The organism is Dyella sp. C9, assembly GCF_003332825.1.
Taxonomy (GTDB): Bacteria; Pseudomonadota; Gammaproteobacteria; order Xanthomonadales; family Rhodanobacteraceae; genus Dyella.
Map to the genome: position 1 here is coordinate 39,140 of NZ_QIRF01000021.1, position 14,458 is coordinate 53,597.

At 65.4% G+C, this 14,458-nt stretch carries 14 protein-coding genes; 4 read left to right on the forward strand and 10 right to left on the reverse strand.

Annotated features, from left to right (window positions below):
• Positions 1-114 precede the first annotated feature (114 nt).
• Entirely contained in the window at positions 115-2,673 is a 2,559-nt protein-coding gene (locus DVU99_RS17990) for a TonB-dependent siderophore receptor (protein WP_114241613.1), read from the forward strand.
• 42 nt (positions 2,674-2,715) lie between these two features.
• Positions 2,716-3,930, forward strand: coding sequence for a cytochrome-c peroxidase (locus DVU99_RS17995; protein WP_198670381.1), 1,215 nt, complete (start codon positions 2,716-2,718; stop codon positions 3,928-3,930).
• A 15-nt stretch (positions 3,931-3,945) separates the two neighbouring features.
• On the opposite strand, the gene cyoE is transcribed toward DVU99_RS17995, so the two are convergent.
• From cyoE to DVU99_RS18015, 4 genes are read right to left on the reverse strand one after another with little or no spacing between them, the layout of a single operon-like run.
• Positions 3,946-4,854, reverse strand: coding sequence for a heme o synthase (gene cyoE / locus DVU99_RS18000; RefSeq protein WP_114241615.1), 909 nt, complete (start codon positions 4,852-4,854; stop codon positions 3,946-3,948).
• A gap of 2 nt (positions 4,855-4,856) precedes the next feature.
• Entirely contained in the window at positions 4,857-6,023 is a 1,167-nt protein-coding gene (locus DVU99_RS18005; protein ID WP_114241616.1) for a heme A synthase, read from the reverse strand.
• Positions 6,023-6,592, reverse strand: coding sequence for a hypothetical protein (locus DVU99_RS18010; RefSeq protein WP_114241617.1), 570 nt, complete (start codon positions 6,590-6,592; stop codon positions 6,023-6,025). The genes DVU99_RS18005 and DVU99_RS18010 overlap by 1 nt, the downstream gene beginning before the upstream one ends.
• Positions 6,589-7,329: an SURF1 family protein gene (locus DVU99_RS18015; protein ID WP_114241618.1), complete on the reverse strand. Its 741-nt coding sequence runs from the start codon at positions 7,327-7,329 to the stop codon at positions 6,589-6,591. Before DVU99_RS18015 ends, DVU99_RS18010 begins: the two co-directional genes overlap by 4 nt.
• A 59-nt stretch (positions 7,330-7,388) precedes the next feature.
• On the opposite strand from DVU99_RS18015, the gene DVU99_RS18020 reads away from it, so the two are divergent.
• Positions 7,389-7,604 (forward strand): twin transmembrane helix small protein, encoded by a 216-nt coding sequence (locus DVU99_RS18020; RefSeq protein ID WP_019464088.1) that lies wholly within the window; start codon positions 7,389-7,391, stop codon positions 7,602-7,604.
• A gap of 324 nt (positions 7,605-7,928) precedes the next feature.
• Here the strand turns inward: DVU99_RS18020 and DVU99_RS18025 are convergent, their stop codons facing one another.
• From DVU99_RS18025 to DVU99_RS18040, 5 genes are all read right to left on the reverse strand, one after another.
• Positions 7,929-8,819 (reverse strand): cytochrome c oxidase subunit 3, encoded by an 891-nt coding sequence (locus DVU99_RS18025; RefSeq protein WP_114241619.1) that lies wholly within the window; start codon positions 8,817-8,819, stop codon positions 7,929-7,931.
• Positions 8,820-8,931: 112 nt separating this feature from the next.
• Positions 8,932-9,060, reverse strand: a complete 129-nt coding sequence (locus tag DVU99_RS20255; protein WP_255412923.1) for a hypothetical protein — start codon at positions 9,058-9,060, stop codon at positions 8,932-8,934.
• 53 nt (positions 9,061-9,113) lie between these two features.
• Positions 9,114-10,655: a cytochrome c oxidase subunit I gene (gene ctaD, locus DVU99_RS18030; RefSeq protein ID WP_232823652.1), complete on the reverse strand. Its 1,542-nt coding sequence runs from the start codon at positions 10,653-10,655 to the stop codon at positions 9,114-9,116.
• A gap of 122 nt (positions 10,656-10,777) precedes the next feature.
• Positions 10,778-11,746, reverse strand: a complete 969-nt coding sequence (gene coxB, locus DVU99_RS18035; protein WP_114241621.1) for a cytochrome c oxidase subunit II — start codon at positions 11,744-11,746, stop codon at positions 10,778-10,780.
• Between the two features lie 23 nt (positions 11,747-11,769).
• The gene (locus tag DVU99_RS18040) at positions 11,770-12,213 is read right to left on the reverse strand and encodes a DUF2244 domain-containing protein (protein WP_114241641.1); all 444 of its coding nucleotides are present in this window, start codon (positions 12,211-12,213) and stop codon (positions 11,770-11,772) included.
• A 538-nt stretch (positions 12,214-12,751) separates the two neighbouring features.
• On the opposite strand from DVU99_RS18040, the gene DVU99_RS18045 reads away from it, so the two are divergent.
• Entirely contained in the window at positions 12,752-13,480 is a 729-nt protein-coding gene (locus DVU99_RS18045) for a TlpA disulfide reductase family protein (protein WP_157971481.1), read from the forward strand.
• A 109-nt stretch (positions 13,481-13,589) separates the two neighbouring features.
• Here the strand turns inward: DVU99_RS18045 and DVU99_RS18050 are convergent, their stop codons facing one another.
• Complete coding sequence (locus tag DVU99_RS18050) at positions 13,590-14,393, reverse strand: phosphatase PAP2 family protein (RefSeq protein WP_157971482.1); 804 nt, start codon at positions 14,391-14,393, stop codon at positions 13,590-13,592.
• Between the last annotated feature and the right edge of the window lie 65 nt (positions 14,394-14,458).

A 14,458-nucleotide genomic window follows, 5' to 3' on the forward strand; every position in this document is an offset into this window, starting at 1 on the left:
CATCGCAATATATTGCGACATTCACACCCCCTTCACTGCCAGCCAGCGAGACCACCCCGGTCTCCCGCCAGCGTCGCGGCCTTTTCCGGCCGCCTTTCGCTCAACGGAGATTTCATGAGTCGCACCCACGCATGGCTGGCGCTGATCGCGCTTTCGCTCGGCACCGCCACCCAGGCGACACCCGCCGCCGGAGGCGCCCCGCAGGAGGCCTCCGACGATGAACCGGACGCCGAAACCAGGAAAAGCTCACCACACGCCACCCTGCCCACCATCAAGGTCGTGGGCTACCGGCTGTTTCCCTACCAGGAGGGCATGGTGATGGACCAGTCGCACATCGACGACCAGGTCAAGGGCAATGGCGACATCGGCACCCTGCTGCGCCTCAACCCCAGCGTGCAGTTCAACGACACGGCGGTCACCTCGCGCAATATGGGCGAGATCCGCCCGGCCGAGATCAGCATCAACGGCGGGCTCTATTACCAGAACGCCTTCCTGCTCGACGGCGCCAACTTCAGCAACGACCTGGACCCGAACAGCAATAACCCCAACCACATCAGCAACCCGCCCAGCCACACCCAGGGCATCGCGCTGGACACCAGCCTGATCGGTAGCCTCACCGTATACGACAGCAACGTCCCGGCCAGTTACGGCGGTTTCAACGGCGGCGTGGTGGAAGCGGAAAGCCGCAAGGCGCGCGAGCGGCTGTCGGGCAAAGTGTCCTATCGCATGGCGCGCTCGGCGTGGAACGAGGTTCATGTCGCCGATGCCGACCGCACGGCGTTCGAGCAGTCATCCACGCTGACCGACCAGCCGCGCTACGACAAATACCAGGCGAATCTGACGCTGGAAGGACGCACCGCGAACGGCATCGGCCTGATCGGCAACATCGTCCGCACCCGTTCGGTCATCCCCCTGCGCGGCTATAGCGCGGGCAATGTTTCCGAGCACGACGCCAACCGCAAGGAGACCACCCGCCAGAACACCGCCGCCAGCCTCCGCGCCGACTGGAGCAACAACGACGGCGTATCGCTCGGGGCCAGCTTCACCTGGGCACCCACCGACGAGCGCTATTTCATCCAGAACGCCAAGGACTCCTGGTTCGACCTCAAGCAGGGTGGCCCGGTCGCGAGCCTGCGCGCCAGCTTTGAACGTGGCGCCTGGAGCTTCCGCAACACGCTCAGCTACAGCGACCTGGACAGCTCACGCCACAGCGACACGGACTATTGGTACAGCTGGCGCTACTCGGAGGCCAAGAACTCCGGCGTGGGGCCCAACAGTCTCAGCACGGAGGGCAACTGGGGCAGCGTGGACCAGAGCAACCGCAACATCGGCTACAAGCTGCTGGTCGACCGCGAGGCCCTCATGCTGGGCGGCACCGAGCATCTCGTGCAATTCGGTGTCGAGCTCGCCGACCGCAAGGCCAGCTACCAGCGCAGGCAGGACCACTATGCCTACATCACGCCGATGGCCACCGATACGTGTACGGCGGCCAATGGAATCACCGACAGCGTGGCCTGCTCGATGTCTCCCGTGCCGTATTTCAAGGGACGTGGCCAGTATCTTTCGCGGCTCACCACGTATCGCGCGGGCTCCTTCGGCGCGCACTCGCGCGAATGGGCACTGTTCGCCCAGGACGACATCCGCATCGCCCGCTGGAGCTTCCGACCCGGCCTGCGCATGGACCACGACAGCCTGAGCGGAAAGACCACCACATCGCCGCGCTTTGCCGTCTCGTGGGACTTGTTCGGCGACCGCAACTCCCTGCTCACCGGTGGCGCCAACCGCTACTACGGCCGCAACCTGTTCGCCTACAAACTGCGCGAGGGGCGCGAGACCCTGGAGTCGGTGCAGACGCGTGGCTCCAGCCTGGTCTGGGGCAAGCCCACGCAAAGCCGCAGCGGCACGCGCTTCAGCGAACTGTCCGTGCCCTACAGCGACGAACTGGACCTGGGCTTCAACCAGCGCTGGCGCAACCTGGACATCAACCTCAAGGCGGTCCATCGCGACGACCACGACGAGATCATGCGCTGGCGCGTACCCAGCAAGGACACCAGCGGCTACTACGACACCAATGTCTACGAATACCGCAACGTTGGCCGCGCCAGCAGTGACACCTATACCTTGAGCGTCGGCCAGCTCTCGCCGTGGTCGTGGGGCCCGACGCGCACCAGCCTGCAACTGGCGCTCGACTATACCGATACGCGTCGCTCGTACACCGGGGCCGGCACCGCAGCGGACTACGACAATATCTACAACGAGAGCGCCTACAACTCGCAGGTCCGCTACGAAGGCAAGCTGATCCACTACTACGAGCTTCCGGCCAACAACTTCAACCGGCCCTGGACTGCGCGCCTGGCCACCCAGACGCACATCGACACCCTGGGCCTGCTGTGGAGCAATTTCCTCCGCTACCGCGCCGGCTACCGCAGCATGGCCGTCACCGGCACCGAGATCATCGGTGACGAGACCATCGACGTGATGAGCAACGTGCACTGGCCGCGCAGCTGGACGCTGGACAGTGCCGTCGAATACACGCTCAAGCTTGCCGGTACGCAGGAGGCCTACATCCGCCTGGAAGCGATGAACCTCACCAATCGGGCCAATCTCGTCAATGGCGGCACGGTCTACGAACCGGGGCGCAGCTATTGGCTCGAGGCCGGATATCGCTTCTGAGCTCCACCACCTGCGAGGGATCCCGCCATGACAGCAGGCCACATGACGACTACGCACGGGAAGCGCCCGACCACCCGGCTTCGCGGCCATGTCCACCCAGGCGCGACAGGTCGCCTATGGCGCGGCCCTGCCCTGCTGCTCATGGTCGCCATCGGCACGACACCAAGCACCGCCAGCGTCCAGGACCGCATCGACGCCCCGCCATCGCTGGCCGAGTGCAAGACGCGCATCGCCGATCGCGCCGATGGCATCGACAGCGACTGCCTGAGGCGGGTCTATGCACAGCCCATCGAGGACTGGCCTGCGCCGCATTTGTCAGCAGGGGCCCACTGGCAGGAGTTCGCGCCACTGCCAGCCCCGCCTGAACCCGCAGGCAATCCGTCGACGCCCGCGAAGATCGCATTGGGCCAGCGATTGTTCGAGGATCCAGGGCTGTCACGTTCCGCGCAGATCGCCTGCACCAGCTGCCACGATCGCCAGCTCGGCTGGGGCGACGGGCGCAGCGTCTCCTTCGGTCATGATCGCCAACCCGGCCAACGCAATGCACCCGGCATCCCGATGGCCGCGTATGCGACGTCACTGTTCTGGGATGGCCGCGCGAGCTCGCTCGAAGAACAGGCGCTCGGCCCGATCCAGGACCCCAAGGAGATGGCCTTCCAACTCCCCGAGCTGGAACGACGCCTCAATCGCGAGCAGGACTATCGTTCGGCATTCGCGCAGGCCTTCGGCGCGCCCGAGGTCACTGCCGTGCGCGTGGCGCAGGCGCTGGCCGCCTACGAACGCAGCCTGGCGCCGCGCAACAACCGCTTCGACCGCTTCCTGGCCGGGCAACGCGACGAACTCGACGACCGGCAGCTATGGGGGCTACACCTGTTTCGCACGCGCGGTCGCTGCATGAACTGCCATAGCGGGCCGGCGCTGAGCGATCAGCGCTTCCACAATCTTGGCCTGCACTACTACGGTCGCCGCTACGAGGACCTGGGACGCTACGAAGTCACTGGCGATGCCGCCGATGCGGGCACGTTCCGCACGCCCTCGCTGCGCATGGTGTCGCGCACGGGACCCTGGATGCACAACGGCCTGTTTCCCGACCTGCGTGGCGTCGTGGCGATGTACGTAGCCGGCATGCCGCGCCCGAGACCCCAAGGCGCCCAAGCGAGCGATCCACGCTTCCCTGGCCCCGACCCACTGTTGCAGCCGCTCGACCTGACCGCGAACGAAGTGGAGGCCATGACCGAATTCCTGCGGGCCCTGTGACTGGACTGGCCGCGCTCAACCCGCGCGTTCGAACATCACGCCCTGATGCTGCACCAGCGGCTCCATCATCCAATGGTCCACCAGCAGGAAAGCGAACAACGCCATCAGGTAGACGATCGAGTAGTTGAACACCTTCATGGCGAAGAACTCGTCCGGCGGGTTCAACAAACGGATGGCGTAGTACAGGAAACCAGCGCCCAGCACAGCCGCGCCGCCCAGGTAGATCCAGCCGCTGAACCCGGTCAATGCCGGCAGCAGGGTCACCAGTACCAGCAGGATCGTGTAGAACAGCACGTGCCAGCGCGTGAACACCACGCCGTGGGTCACCGGCAGCATCGGCACCTGGGCACGCGAGTAGTCGTCGCGGCGGAAGATCGCCAGCGCCCAGAAATGCGGCGGCGTCCACACGAAGATAATCAGGCAGAGCTGCAGCGCGAACGGATGCAGTTCGCCCATCACCGCGGTCCAGCCAAGCACGGGCGGAATTGCCCCGGCCAGCCCACCGATCACAATGTTCTGCGGCGTGGCACGCTTCAGGTAGGCAGTGTAGATCACCGCATAACCGATCAGGCCGCCGAAGGTGAGCAGCGCCGTCAACGGATTCACCAGCAGCACCAGGACCAGCATCGACAACGCGCCCAGCGCCAGCGCGAAGGTCAGCACCTGGTGCGGCTTCAGGTGACCGGTGGCCAGCGGACGGTGCGCGGTACGCGCCATCACCTTGTCGATGCGCTGGTCGATCAGGTGATTGAACGCCGCCGCCGAAGCGGAGGCCATCCAGATGCCCAGCGTGCCGAACACCAGCGCGCGCCACGGCGGCATGCCGGGCACGGCCAGGAACATGCCGATCACCGCGCAGAACACCAGCAGCGCGACGACGCGCGGCTTGGTCAGTTCCAGGTATTCACGAAAACGGCTGGTCATGCTTATCGGTGTCCGTAGGCCAGGAACAGCGAGTCTTCATGACGTCGCTGGGTGCGTGCCAGGGTGGCCAGCAGGGTGAACAACAACAGGGCCGCCATGCCATTGTGCAGCGTGGCGACCGGCAGCGGCAGGCCAAAATGCACGTTGCTGATACCCAGCAGCACCTGGGCCACCAGCACCAGCGCGATCGCCAGGCCCTGCACACGCAAACCGCGACGCGACGCCTTGTGCGACAGCCACGCCAGGTAGCAGAACACCACCAGCGCGCCAATGCGATGCGCGATCTGGATGGCACTGCGCGCGGCCATGTCGAGCACGCCACCTTCGTAGTTCACGCCGATGCCGCGCCACAGCACGAAGCCCTCGCGGAAATCGGCCGGTGGCATCCACTGCCCCAGGCACTTGGGAAAATCGGTACCGCAAGCCAAGGCCGCGTAATTGGACGAGGTCCACCCGCCCAGGGCGATCTGGCACAACAACAACACGATGCCCACGATCACCGCGTGACGCAGGCCCGCGTAGCTGCCGTCGCGGGCGCCGACGCCAGCAAAGCGAAGCGCGGCGTAGGCCAGCAGCGCGAAGGTGGTGATGCCACCCATCAGGTGTCCCATCACCACGATCGGCTTGAGCAGCAGGGTGACCGTCCACATGCCGAGCATCGCCTGGAACACCACCACCGCCAGCGCGAGCACGCTGATGCGCCACGCACCAGGCCGGTCGAGTCCGGTCGATGCAAGCAAGGGCAATCCGATCGCGAACAAGGACAGCCATAGCGACCAGTGATGTTCACCCTGTATGTACAGCGTCACGCCGGCCGCCGCGAAAATGGCGCCGAGGATCACCGCATAGCGCGCCCACGCACGCCGCCAGCTGGCGATCAGCGCAAGCGCGAACACCAGCGTGCCCAGGGTGCCGGCCAGGAAACGATGCACCTGCTCGCGCCAGGCCTTGTGGGTTTCGTAGGGGCGATCGGGAAACGCCTGGTTCGCCTGCGCGATCTCGTGCTGCTGCTCGGGCCAGGTCGCCCGTCCGTAGCAGGTCGGCCAGTCGGGACAGGACAGGCCTGCGTTGGACAGCCGCACGAAGGCGCCGAACATCACCACGCCAAAGGCAAACACGGCGGCGAGCAGCGACAGGCCGCGCAGCACTCTCAGGGAACGGGCACTCATCAGCGGATCACCTTCTGCAGATCCTTGCGCAAACCGGTTGGATCAAAACCGGCGGGGTACAACGACAACGCCGTACCGTCAGACTCCACCAGCAAGGCCGACACGCTGTCGGGCATGCCGGGGCGGAACGCGGCGAGCTTGCCGGCGTGATCCTCCCCCAGCTGCCAGTAATCGGTCATACCGCTCGCAGCGGCATGGGCGGGTGGCGCCCCCACGTAGAGCAGACGCAGGCGCGAAGCATTCTGGTTGAGGGTGATGCGCGCGGCCGCCATCTTGGTCAGCGTGGCCATGCATTGCGTCGCGCAGTCCGGACCGGCCAGCGCCACCAGGGTCAGTTGCGGCTGGTCGGCACGCCAGGCCCAGGCACTGCCGTCTGGCAGGGTCACCGCGAGCTGCTCATTGGCGAAGTTGCGCTCCGGCGTGACCGCCTCGCCGTTGGCCTTGCCACTGGGTTGCCAGCCGGTCAGCGTCAACATGCCGGCGGCGGCGATGGGCGCGGCGAACACCAGCATGATCAACAGCAGCTTCAGGCGGCTCGCGCGCAACGCGGCGGGGTCGGGTGCATTCATGGCTTGTCCGTGGTCTTCATCGGTCGACGACGATGCAGCACCAGCAGGATCACCACCGCGGCCACGGCGAAGGTGAACCACTGGAACGCGTAGGCACGATGCCGCGCGGGCGGCATCGCGGAAAAATCGATGGTGTGCTGGCGCACGTAGATGGCGGCGGGGTCCTCGTCCAGCACCAGCACCTGCGGATAAAGCGCCTGCCCGAGGTCGGCAGCTACCTGCGACAGGTCGAGGTAGACAGTGGTCTTGGGCCAGTGCGACTGCCGTGCCAGCGCGTTGCCGCCCATCTGGAAGCCCACGCCGGGTGCAGGCAGATACAGTCCCTGCAAGTCCTGCTCGCTGGTGGACAGCGGTGGAACCTGTGGCGCCTCGTCGGTGCCATTGCCGGGAAGAAAGCCAAGATCGACCAGCAGCAGGCGATCTCCCGAGCGCGGACGGAAAGGCGCATAGACTTCCACACCGCCGCGCTGGTCGTGCTTGGGATTGTCGAGCAGATAGAGCCTGCCCGTGACGTATTCGCCCTGCACTTTCACCCGCGCAAACGCATCCATGGGGGGCTTTGCGGCCACTGCGGCGAAGTCGCGCGGAGCCTCGTTTTCCGCTGCGGCATACCGTCGCAGAATTTCGTCCTTTTCATCCGCGCGATGCAGCTGCCACACGCCCAAGCGTATGAACAGCAAGGCACCTGCCGCCGTCAGCAGCAACGCAAACCACGATGGCCGGCGCAGCCACTTCACGCGGAGGCACCGCGCACGGCCGCTATACTGCGGATGTCAAAAACGTACGGACCTATCACGTGGAAACCATCTACAAATATGCGCTGGTGATCCTGCTGCTGGTGGTGCTGTTCAATCTTGGTCAGGCCCTGTACTTCATGATGACCGACAAGGAAGGCAGCAAGCGCACGGTGTGGGCGTTGACGCGCCGCATCGGGTTGTCGGTGCTGCTCATCCTGATGGTCGTCCTTGGCATCTGGATGGGCTGGCTCCACCCGCACGGCGTGGGCCAGTAATTGTAGCCGCCAACCGGCTCCAGCGCTTCGCTGCGACATCCGATTCCCCCAAGGCCCGCCCTCCGGCGGGCCTTTGTTTTGTGGTGCGAACGCCACCCGGGGCGGGGGTGGCGCCGCCTTGGGAGATGGACTGGTCGCGCACAGGGTGCGCTCCTACAGGTCTGGTCGACGCGGCTTTTGCAGGAGCCCACCCTGTGGGCGACCGCGGCGGCATGTCGTCATCGCTGCATCGACTGGTCCCGCGCAAGGTGCGCTCCCGCCAGGGATGCGCCCAAACAAAAAGCCCGCCGTGAGGCGGGCTTTTTACCGGAGCGCGGAAGCGTCTCAGAGGATGTAGACGAACATGAACAGGCCCAGCCACACCACGTCCACGAAGTGCCAGTACCAGGCCACCGCCTCGAAACCGAAGTGGTGTTCCTTGGTGAAATGGCCCTTGGCCACGCGCAGCCAGATCACCGCCAGCATGATCGTTCCCAGCGTCACGTGCATGCCGTGGAAACCGGTGAGCATGAAGAAGGTCGAGCCGTACACGCCACTCTGCAGCGTCAGGTTGAGCTCCTTGTAGGCCTCCATGTACTCGTGCGCCTGGAAGTACAGGAAGGTGGCGCCCAGCAGCACGGTCAGGCCGAGGAACAGCAGGATGCGGCCGCGATGGCCCAACTTCAGCGCGTGGTGCGCAATGGTGATGGTGACGCTCGAGGAAAGCAGGATCAGCGTATTGAGCAGTGGCAGGCCCCACGGGGCCACGGTCTGGAAATCGCCGCCGATATGGCCCGGACCACCGCCGCCGCTGGCGCCCCACGAGGCCGCGTAGTCGTTCCACAGGAACTGGTGGGTCAGCACGCCATGCCCATCGCCGCCCAACCACGGCACCGCGAACATGCGCGCGTAGAACAGCGCGCCGAAGAACGCACCGAAGAACATCACCTCGGAGAAGATGAACCACATCATGCCCATGCGGAACGAGCGGTCCACCTGGCTGTTGTAGCTGCCGGCCAGCGACTCGCGGATCACCGAGCGGAACCAGCCGAAGAACATCAGCAGGATGCCGACGAAACCGATCGTGAGAATGGTCTTGCCGAAGCTCGCCTCACCCGGTGGTGCGTTGAGCCAGTGCGCGGCACCGAACACGGTGACGAACATGACGACCGCGGCCACGATCGGCCAATAGCTCTTGGTCGGTACGAAATAAGCGCCTTGCTGCTGACCACCCATGGTGCGATCCCCGTGGATTTCTCTCGTTTACTTCCGTCCCCACGCCCTGCGCGGGGACTGCAACCCGGCACGCCTCACTGGCGCAACGGAGGAATACTGCAGCAGATACACGTCAGGAATACCTCAGGCCCTGCAGCAGCGAAAGCAGGAAGATCGCGACTGCGATGGCGCCGAACACCGTGACGGTGCGCCGCACACCCTTCTTTCGCGCCTGCTCGACTGCTGCGTTCGACTGATTCATCCGACCCGTTTCCTCTTGCTCCGGCCGCAGGGCCGGAGCAGCAAAGCCTTGCTTCAATCCTCGACGTGGCCGTGGGCCAGTTCTTCGTCGTGGATCACCGGCGGCACCTCGAAGGTGTGGTACGGCGCCGGCGAAGGCACAGTCCACTCCAGGCCCTTGGCGCCTTCCCACACGCGATCCGGCGCCTTCTTCCTGGAGAAGAAGCAGCAGTGGATCACCACGCCCACGAAGATCAGCTGCGAGGCGCCGAACAGGAAGCCACCGATCGAGCTGATCATGTTGAAGTTGGCGAACGCCACGTTGTAGTCCGGAATGCGGCGCGGCATGCCGGCCAGGCCCAGGAAGTGCTGCGGGAAGAACAGCACGTTCACCCAGATCACGCTGTTCCAGAAATGGATCTTGCCCCAGGTTTCCGAATACATGTGGCCGGTCCACTTGGGCAGCCAGTAGTACGTTGCGGCGATGATGGCGAAGATCGCGCCGGTCACCAGCACGTAGTGGAAGTGCGCCACCACGAAGTAGGAGTCGTGGTACTGGAAGTCGGCCGGAGCCAGCGCCAGCATCAGGCCGGAGAAGCCGCCGATGGTGAACAGGATGACGAACGCGATGGCGAACAGCATCGGCGTTTCGAAGGTCATCGAGCCGCCCCACATGGTGCTAACCCAGTTGAACACCTTCACGCCGGTCGGCACCGCGATCAGCATGGTGGCATACATGAAGAAGATCTCGCCGCCCAGCGGCAGGCCCACCGCGAACATGTGGTGAGCCCACACGATGAACGACAGGAAGGCGATCGAGGCAATCGCGAACACCATCGCCTTGTAACCGAAGATCGGCTTGCGCGCGAAGGTCGGGATGATCTCGGAGACCAGGCCGAAGGCCGGCAGGATCATGATGTAGACCTCGGGGTGACCGAAGAACCAGAAGATGTGCTGGAACAGCACCGGGTCACCACCGCCAGCCGCGTTGAAGAAGCTGGTGCCGAAATACTTGTCGGTGAGCAGCATGGTCACCGCACCGGCGAGCACCGGCATCACCGCGATCAGCAGGAATGCCGTGATCAGCCAGCTCCACACGAACACCGGCATCTTCAGCAGATCCATGCCCGGCGCGCGCATGTTGAGGATGGTCGCGATGATGTTGATGGCGCCCATGATCGAGCTGATGCCCATCAGGTGGACCGCGAACACCACGTAGGCCACCGACTCACCCTGCAGCGAGAGCGGCGGGTACATGGTCCAGCCACCGGCCGGGCCACCGCCGGGCAGGAACAACGTGGACAGCAGCAGCGCGAAGGCGAACGGCAGGATCCAGAACGACAGGTTGTTCATGCGCGGCAGCGCCATGTCCGGCGCACCGATCATCAGCGGGATCATCCAGTTGCCCAGGCCCACGAAGGCCGGCATCACCGCGCCGAAGATCATGACCAGCGCATGCATCGTGGTCATTTCGTTGAAGAAGTACGGCTGCACCAGCTGCATGCCGGGCTTGAACAATTCCGCGCGGATCACCATCGCGAAACTGCCGCCGATGAAGAACATCAGCAGCGAGAACACCAGGTACAGCGTGCCGATGTCCTTGTGGTTGGTGGACATGCACCAGCGCACGAAGAAATTGCTGGGCGCGCCGTGGTGATCGTCGTGATGATCGTGTGTAGCTGCGTGGGCCATGCCTTACACCTCTACCTAAATGCGAATGCTGTTGACAGGCTGATCGCTCAGCCCTGGTGGCCCTGCGAGACAGGTACGTCGACTGCCGCGGTCTTGGGTGCGGCCGCCGTGGAGGCCGGTGCCGGCGCCGATGCCGGGGCGGCCGGCGCCGGCGGGGTGGCGGCGGCTTCCTGGTCGGCCAGCCACTTCTCGAACTCCGCCTTCGGCAGTGCCTTCACCACGATCGGCATGAAGCCGTGATCCTGGCCGCACAGCTCGGCGCACTGGCCGCGGTACACACCCGGCTCGGTGATGTTGGTCCACGCGGCGTTGACGATGCCCGGGATGGCGTCCATCTTCCAGCCCAGCGCCGGCACCCACCACGAGTGGATCACGTCGCCGGCGGTGATCACGAAGCGGATCTTGGTGCCCACCGGCACTACCAGCGGCTTGTCCACGTTGATCAGGTAGGTGTTGTAGCCATCGACCTGGACCGACTTCGGATCAAGGCCCGAGTCGAGCTGGCGCGTTTCGTCGCTCTCGCGGTCGAGCTTGGACATGAAGCCGACCTTCTCGATCGCCTTGCCCTTGTAGTCGACGTAGTCGTAGCGCCACTTCCACTGGTAGCCGGTGACCTTGACCGTCATCTCCGAGCCGGTGGTGTCGGCGAACGTGCGCAGGCCGCCGGTGGCGAGATAGGCCAGCACGATCAGGATGATGACGGGGATGGTGGTCCACACGATTTCGAGCGTGGTGTTGTGCGACCACTTCTCGGCGACCGCACCGCGCGACTTGCGGAAGCGGAACATGGCGATGAACATCGCGCCGAACACCAGGATGCCGATGACGACGCAGACGCCGAAGGCGACGTTGTTGAGGAAATACGCCTCGGGCGACCAGGTGGACGCGCCACGGGTCATGTTCAACTGCCCGGGCTGCGGATTGGCGAGCGCCACGCCGCCGAACATCGTGAGTGCGAAGAGTGCTGCCGTGACCGCTCGCTTGAAACCGCTAGGCCTGATGCCGCCAGATGTCATGTCGTGATGCACCTTTGTTGAACCTACCTGCGCTGCGGACCACGGTTGATGTCGGCCAGCAACACCATGAGTTTCCTTGACAGCTCGGCACGCTCCTCTTCCCCGAGGAAGGCCCCGATTTCCAGCTCCCGCCCGTGCGACGTCAACAGCAGGCGGTTCCTCCCCTCGCCGGATACCAGCCGTACGCGCACCCAATACGTCTGAAAGCGCGCACTGCGCCGGCCTGGCAGGGATTGCACCTCCAGCGACGATTCGTCGAGGGTGATGCGTTCGCTGCGGTCGCCGGCCCGCCAGGCCACGCCAAGGGCGAAGGCGACTGCGGCAGACTCGACCAGTGCGAACAGCGGAGCGAAGACATTCCCCTGCCACGCCCCCAGCACGGCCGTCGTCAGCGCCAGCGCCACCAGAACTCCGATCAAACGACGCAGGTCACGACGGCTGAGGGCACGATTGGGCTTGAGCCACATCGTCGCGCACGGCAAGCCGGCAGCAGCTGGTCGAAGCACGATCATGAGAACCCGGCGTGCCTGGAACGCAGGCATGATAGGCCGCGATGGCGTCGGGGAGCAAGAATGACGCATCTCATTGATTTGAAGCAGGGATGAACGAAGTCGTTCGTGCTTCGCGCCCGCGAGAGCGACATTTGCAGTTGCGCGTTTGCGTTCTGCTTCATGGAGTTGGCCATCGCATGCCGGGGACATCCGCGCCCATCCTCCATGGGAGACCAGGGGTGCGACGGTTTGCCACGGGGTGCGGGGCATGCTCCGGCCACGCGCGGCCGGCATGCGGTGACCTGGGCCCATGCCGGGCTGAACCTCCTGCCCGCCTGCCGCACCGCAACACCCGTCGCGCATGCGACAGGCCGCACGCCGTGCTTACAATTTCGTGGCTCCCAACCCGCACCTGCGCTCATCCGGACCCGTGACCCAGCCCATGCCCAGCCCCGAACTCCCGACCGGTGTCGAACCTGCGCGCGCGTGCCGGCCGTGGTCGCCAGGCATTTCCATGCGAGGCATCCTGTGGCTGGCCTCATTGGCCGCAACGTTGCCCCTGGCCTCGCACGCCGCGCCTGCCTCGGCCGATGAATCGCGATTCGTCGCCACGTTGCAGCTGGGTCCTTCGCCCCAGGTGCGTTACCTGGACGCCGCCGGCAAATCCATCGGCTATGCCGCCTTCGCCCAACAGCTGGGCCAGGGCCGCGACTACAGCATCACGCGCGACACCCAGGCCGGCATGGCGGTACTGCGGCTGCGGCCCGCGGAGGCACCGGCGGGCCGCTTCGCGTTCGGCCGCGGCGACGCCTTTCCGCCATTCGAACTGCCGTCGCTGCAAGGCAAGCTGCAGCGCCTTGGCGATTTCCGCGGACGCTATACGCTGGTCAGCTTCTTCTTCGCCGAATGCGTACCGTGCATCGCCGAAGTACCCACGCTCAACGTGTTCGCGCGCGAGCACGGCGACATGAACTTCGTGGCCATCACCTACGAGGATGCCGCGACCGCCGGGATGTTCGTTCGCCTGCGCGGCCTGCGCTGGAACGTGCTGCACGATGGACAGGCACTGATCGATACGCTGGGTGTGGGTGTGTATCCGACCCTGATGCTGATCGATCCTGCCGGCCGAGTCGCCGGCGCTGCCGTCGGCATGACGTTGCAGGACGACCGCAACAAACGCCTGTCCGATCTGGACAGCTGGATCGTGCAGTGGAAGCGGGCGGCCAGCGCCGCGCGCCCCTGATCGTCACGCGCAGTCGCGATGAGCGCGGGGCGCAATGGCTGGCCGTGCCCTGCCGGGCACGCCTGCATCGATGACCGACGAAGCCCCAGCCACCGGCCCTGCCGCTATCTCAATAGGGCGTTGCTTCGATCAGTGTGCGCTCGGCGCTGCATGGGGGCCCGGCGTTGGAGGCCGCGGCTCGCCGGTAGGCCACCAGTTCGGCGCGTGCATCGGCCAGGCGCTGCTGGAAGGCCGGTGATGCATGCAGCGTCGCCACCACCGCTGCACCATTCATGGCGCCCGCCTCGACGGCGCTGAGATTGTGCACGCCGCACACCACGCGACTGTCGCCAAAGGCGCGCGCACGCAGCAACAGGTCGGTGGCGCGGTCAGGCGCCAGCTCGGTGAGCACCAGTCCCACCGCCCAGCCGCGCGTGGCATGACCCGAGGGGTAGTCGAAGCTGTGCGCAAGCAGGGTGGTGGGCTGGCAAGTCGCGCCGGGATCGATGAGGAACGGGCGCTGGCGTTGGTTGGCCCGCTTGGCCGGCCCAGTGGAGGCATCGGCCGCATCGCTGGCCTGCTCCACCAGCGCCGCCAGCTTCGGCAGCTTGCCGGCGTCCAGCGGCACGCCCATCGCGCAACTGAAGTCGGCCATCAATCGTGGCGTGGCGTAATCCACGTCCTGCTGGGCCAGCCTCCAGCGTGGACTGCCTTGCAGGGAACGGGTCGCGCGAAACACCTCACGGTCGGCCTCGTAGCGCGGCGTGCCTGGCTTGGGCGCGGCCGGTAGCAGCACTGCGGTCTGCAGGTCGGGCGCCGACGCGGAAAGGGCCGGTGCCGGCGCGGAACCACCCGATGGCCGCTCCACCGGCGCACAGGCGGCCAGCAGTAGCACAGCTCCTGTGGCGATCAGGGATGAACGAATCGTGCTCATGGAGGCAGCTCCCCGGGGCGGACCTTGGTGCATTGCATGAAGCGGCAGGCTGATCGTCATGATAT

What these genes read in the sequence shown, in the direction of transcription:
- DVU99_RS20255 (WP_255412923.1), bottom strand. Translation starts at nt 9,060, where the DNA reads ATGAATCAGTCGAACGCAGCAGTCGAGCAGGCGCGAAAGAAGGGTGTG.
- DVU99_RS18045 (WP_157971481.1), top strand. Translation starts at nt 12,752, where the DNA reads ATGCGAGGCATCCTGTGGCTGGCCTCATTGGCCGCAACGTTGCCCCTG.
- DVU99_RS17995 (WP_198670381.1), top strand. Translation starts at nt 2,716, where the DNA reads ATGACGACTACGCACGGGAAGCGCCCGACCACCCGGCTTCGCGGCCAT.
- DVU99_RS18010 (WP_114241617.1), bottom strand. Translation starts at nt 6,592, where the DNA reads ATGAATGCACCCGACCCCGCCGCGTTGCGCGCGAGCCGCCTGAAGCTG.
- DVU99_RS18025 (WP_114241619.1), bottom strand. Translation starts at nt 8,819, where the DNA reads ATGGGTGGTCAGCAGCAAGGCGCTTATTTCGTACCGACCAAGAGCTAT.
- cyoE (WP_114241615.1), bottom strand. Translation starts at nt 4,854, where the DNA reads ATGACCAGCCGTTTTCGTGAATACCTGGAACTGACCAAGCCGCGCGTC.
- ctaD (WP_232823652.1), bottom strand. Translation starts at nt 10,655, where the DNA reads ATGTCCACCAACCACAAGGACATCGGCACGCTGTACCTGGTGTTCTCG.
- DVU99_RS18050 (WP_157971482.1), bottom strand. Translation starts at nt 14,393, where the DNA reads ATGAGCACGATTCGTTCATCCCTGATCGCCACAGGAGCTGTGCTACTG.
- coxB (WP_114241621.1), bottom strand. Translation starts at nt 11,746, where the DNA reads ATGACATCTGGCGGCATCAGGCCTAGCGGTTTCAAGCGAGCGGTCACG.
- DVU99_RS18005 (WP_114241616.1), bottom strand. Translation starts at nt 6,023, where the DNA reads ATGAGTGCCCGTTCCCTGAGAGTGCTGCGCGGCCTGTCGCTGCTCGCC.
- DVU99_RS18040 (WP_114241641.1), bottom strand. Translation starts at nt 12,213, where the DNA reads ATGTGGCTCAAGCCCAATCGTGCCCTCAGCCGTCGTGACCTGCGTCGT.
- DVU99_RS17990 (WP_114241613.1), top strand. Translation starts at nt 115, where the DNA reads ATGAGTCGCACCCACGCATGGCTGGCGCTGATCGCGCTTTCGCTCGGC.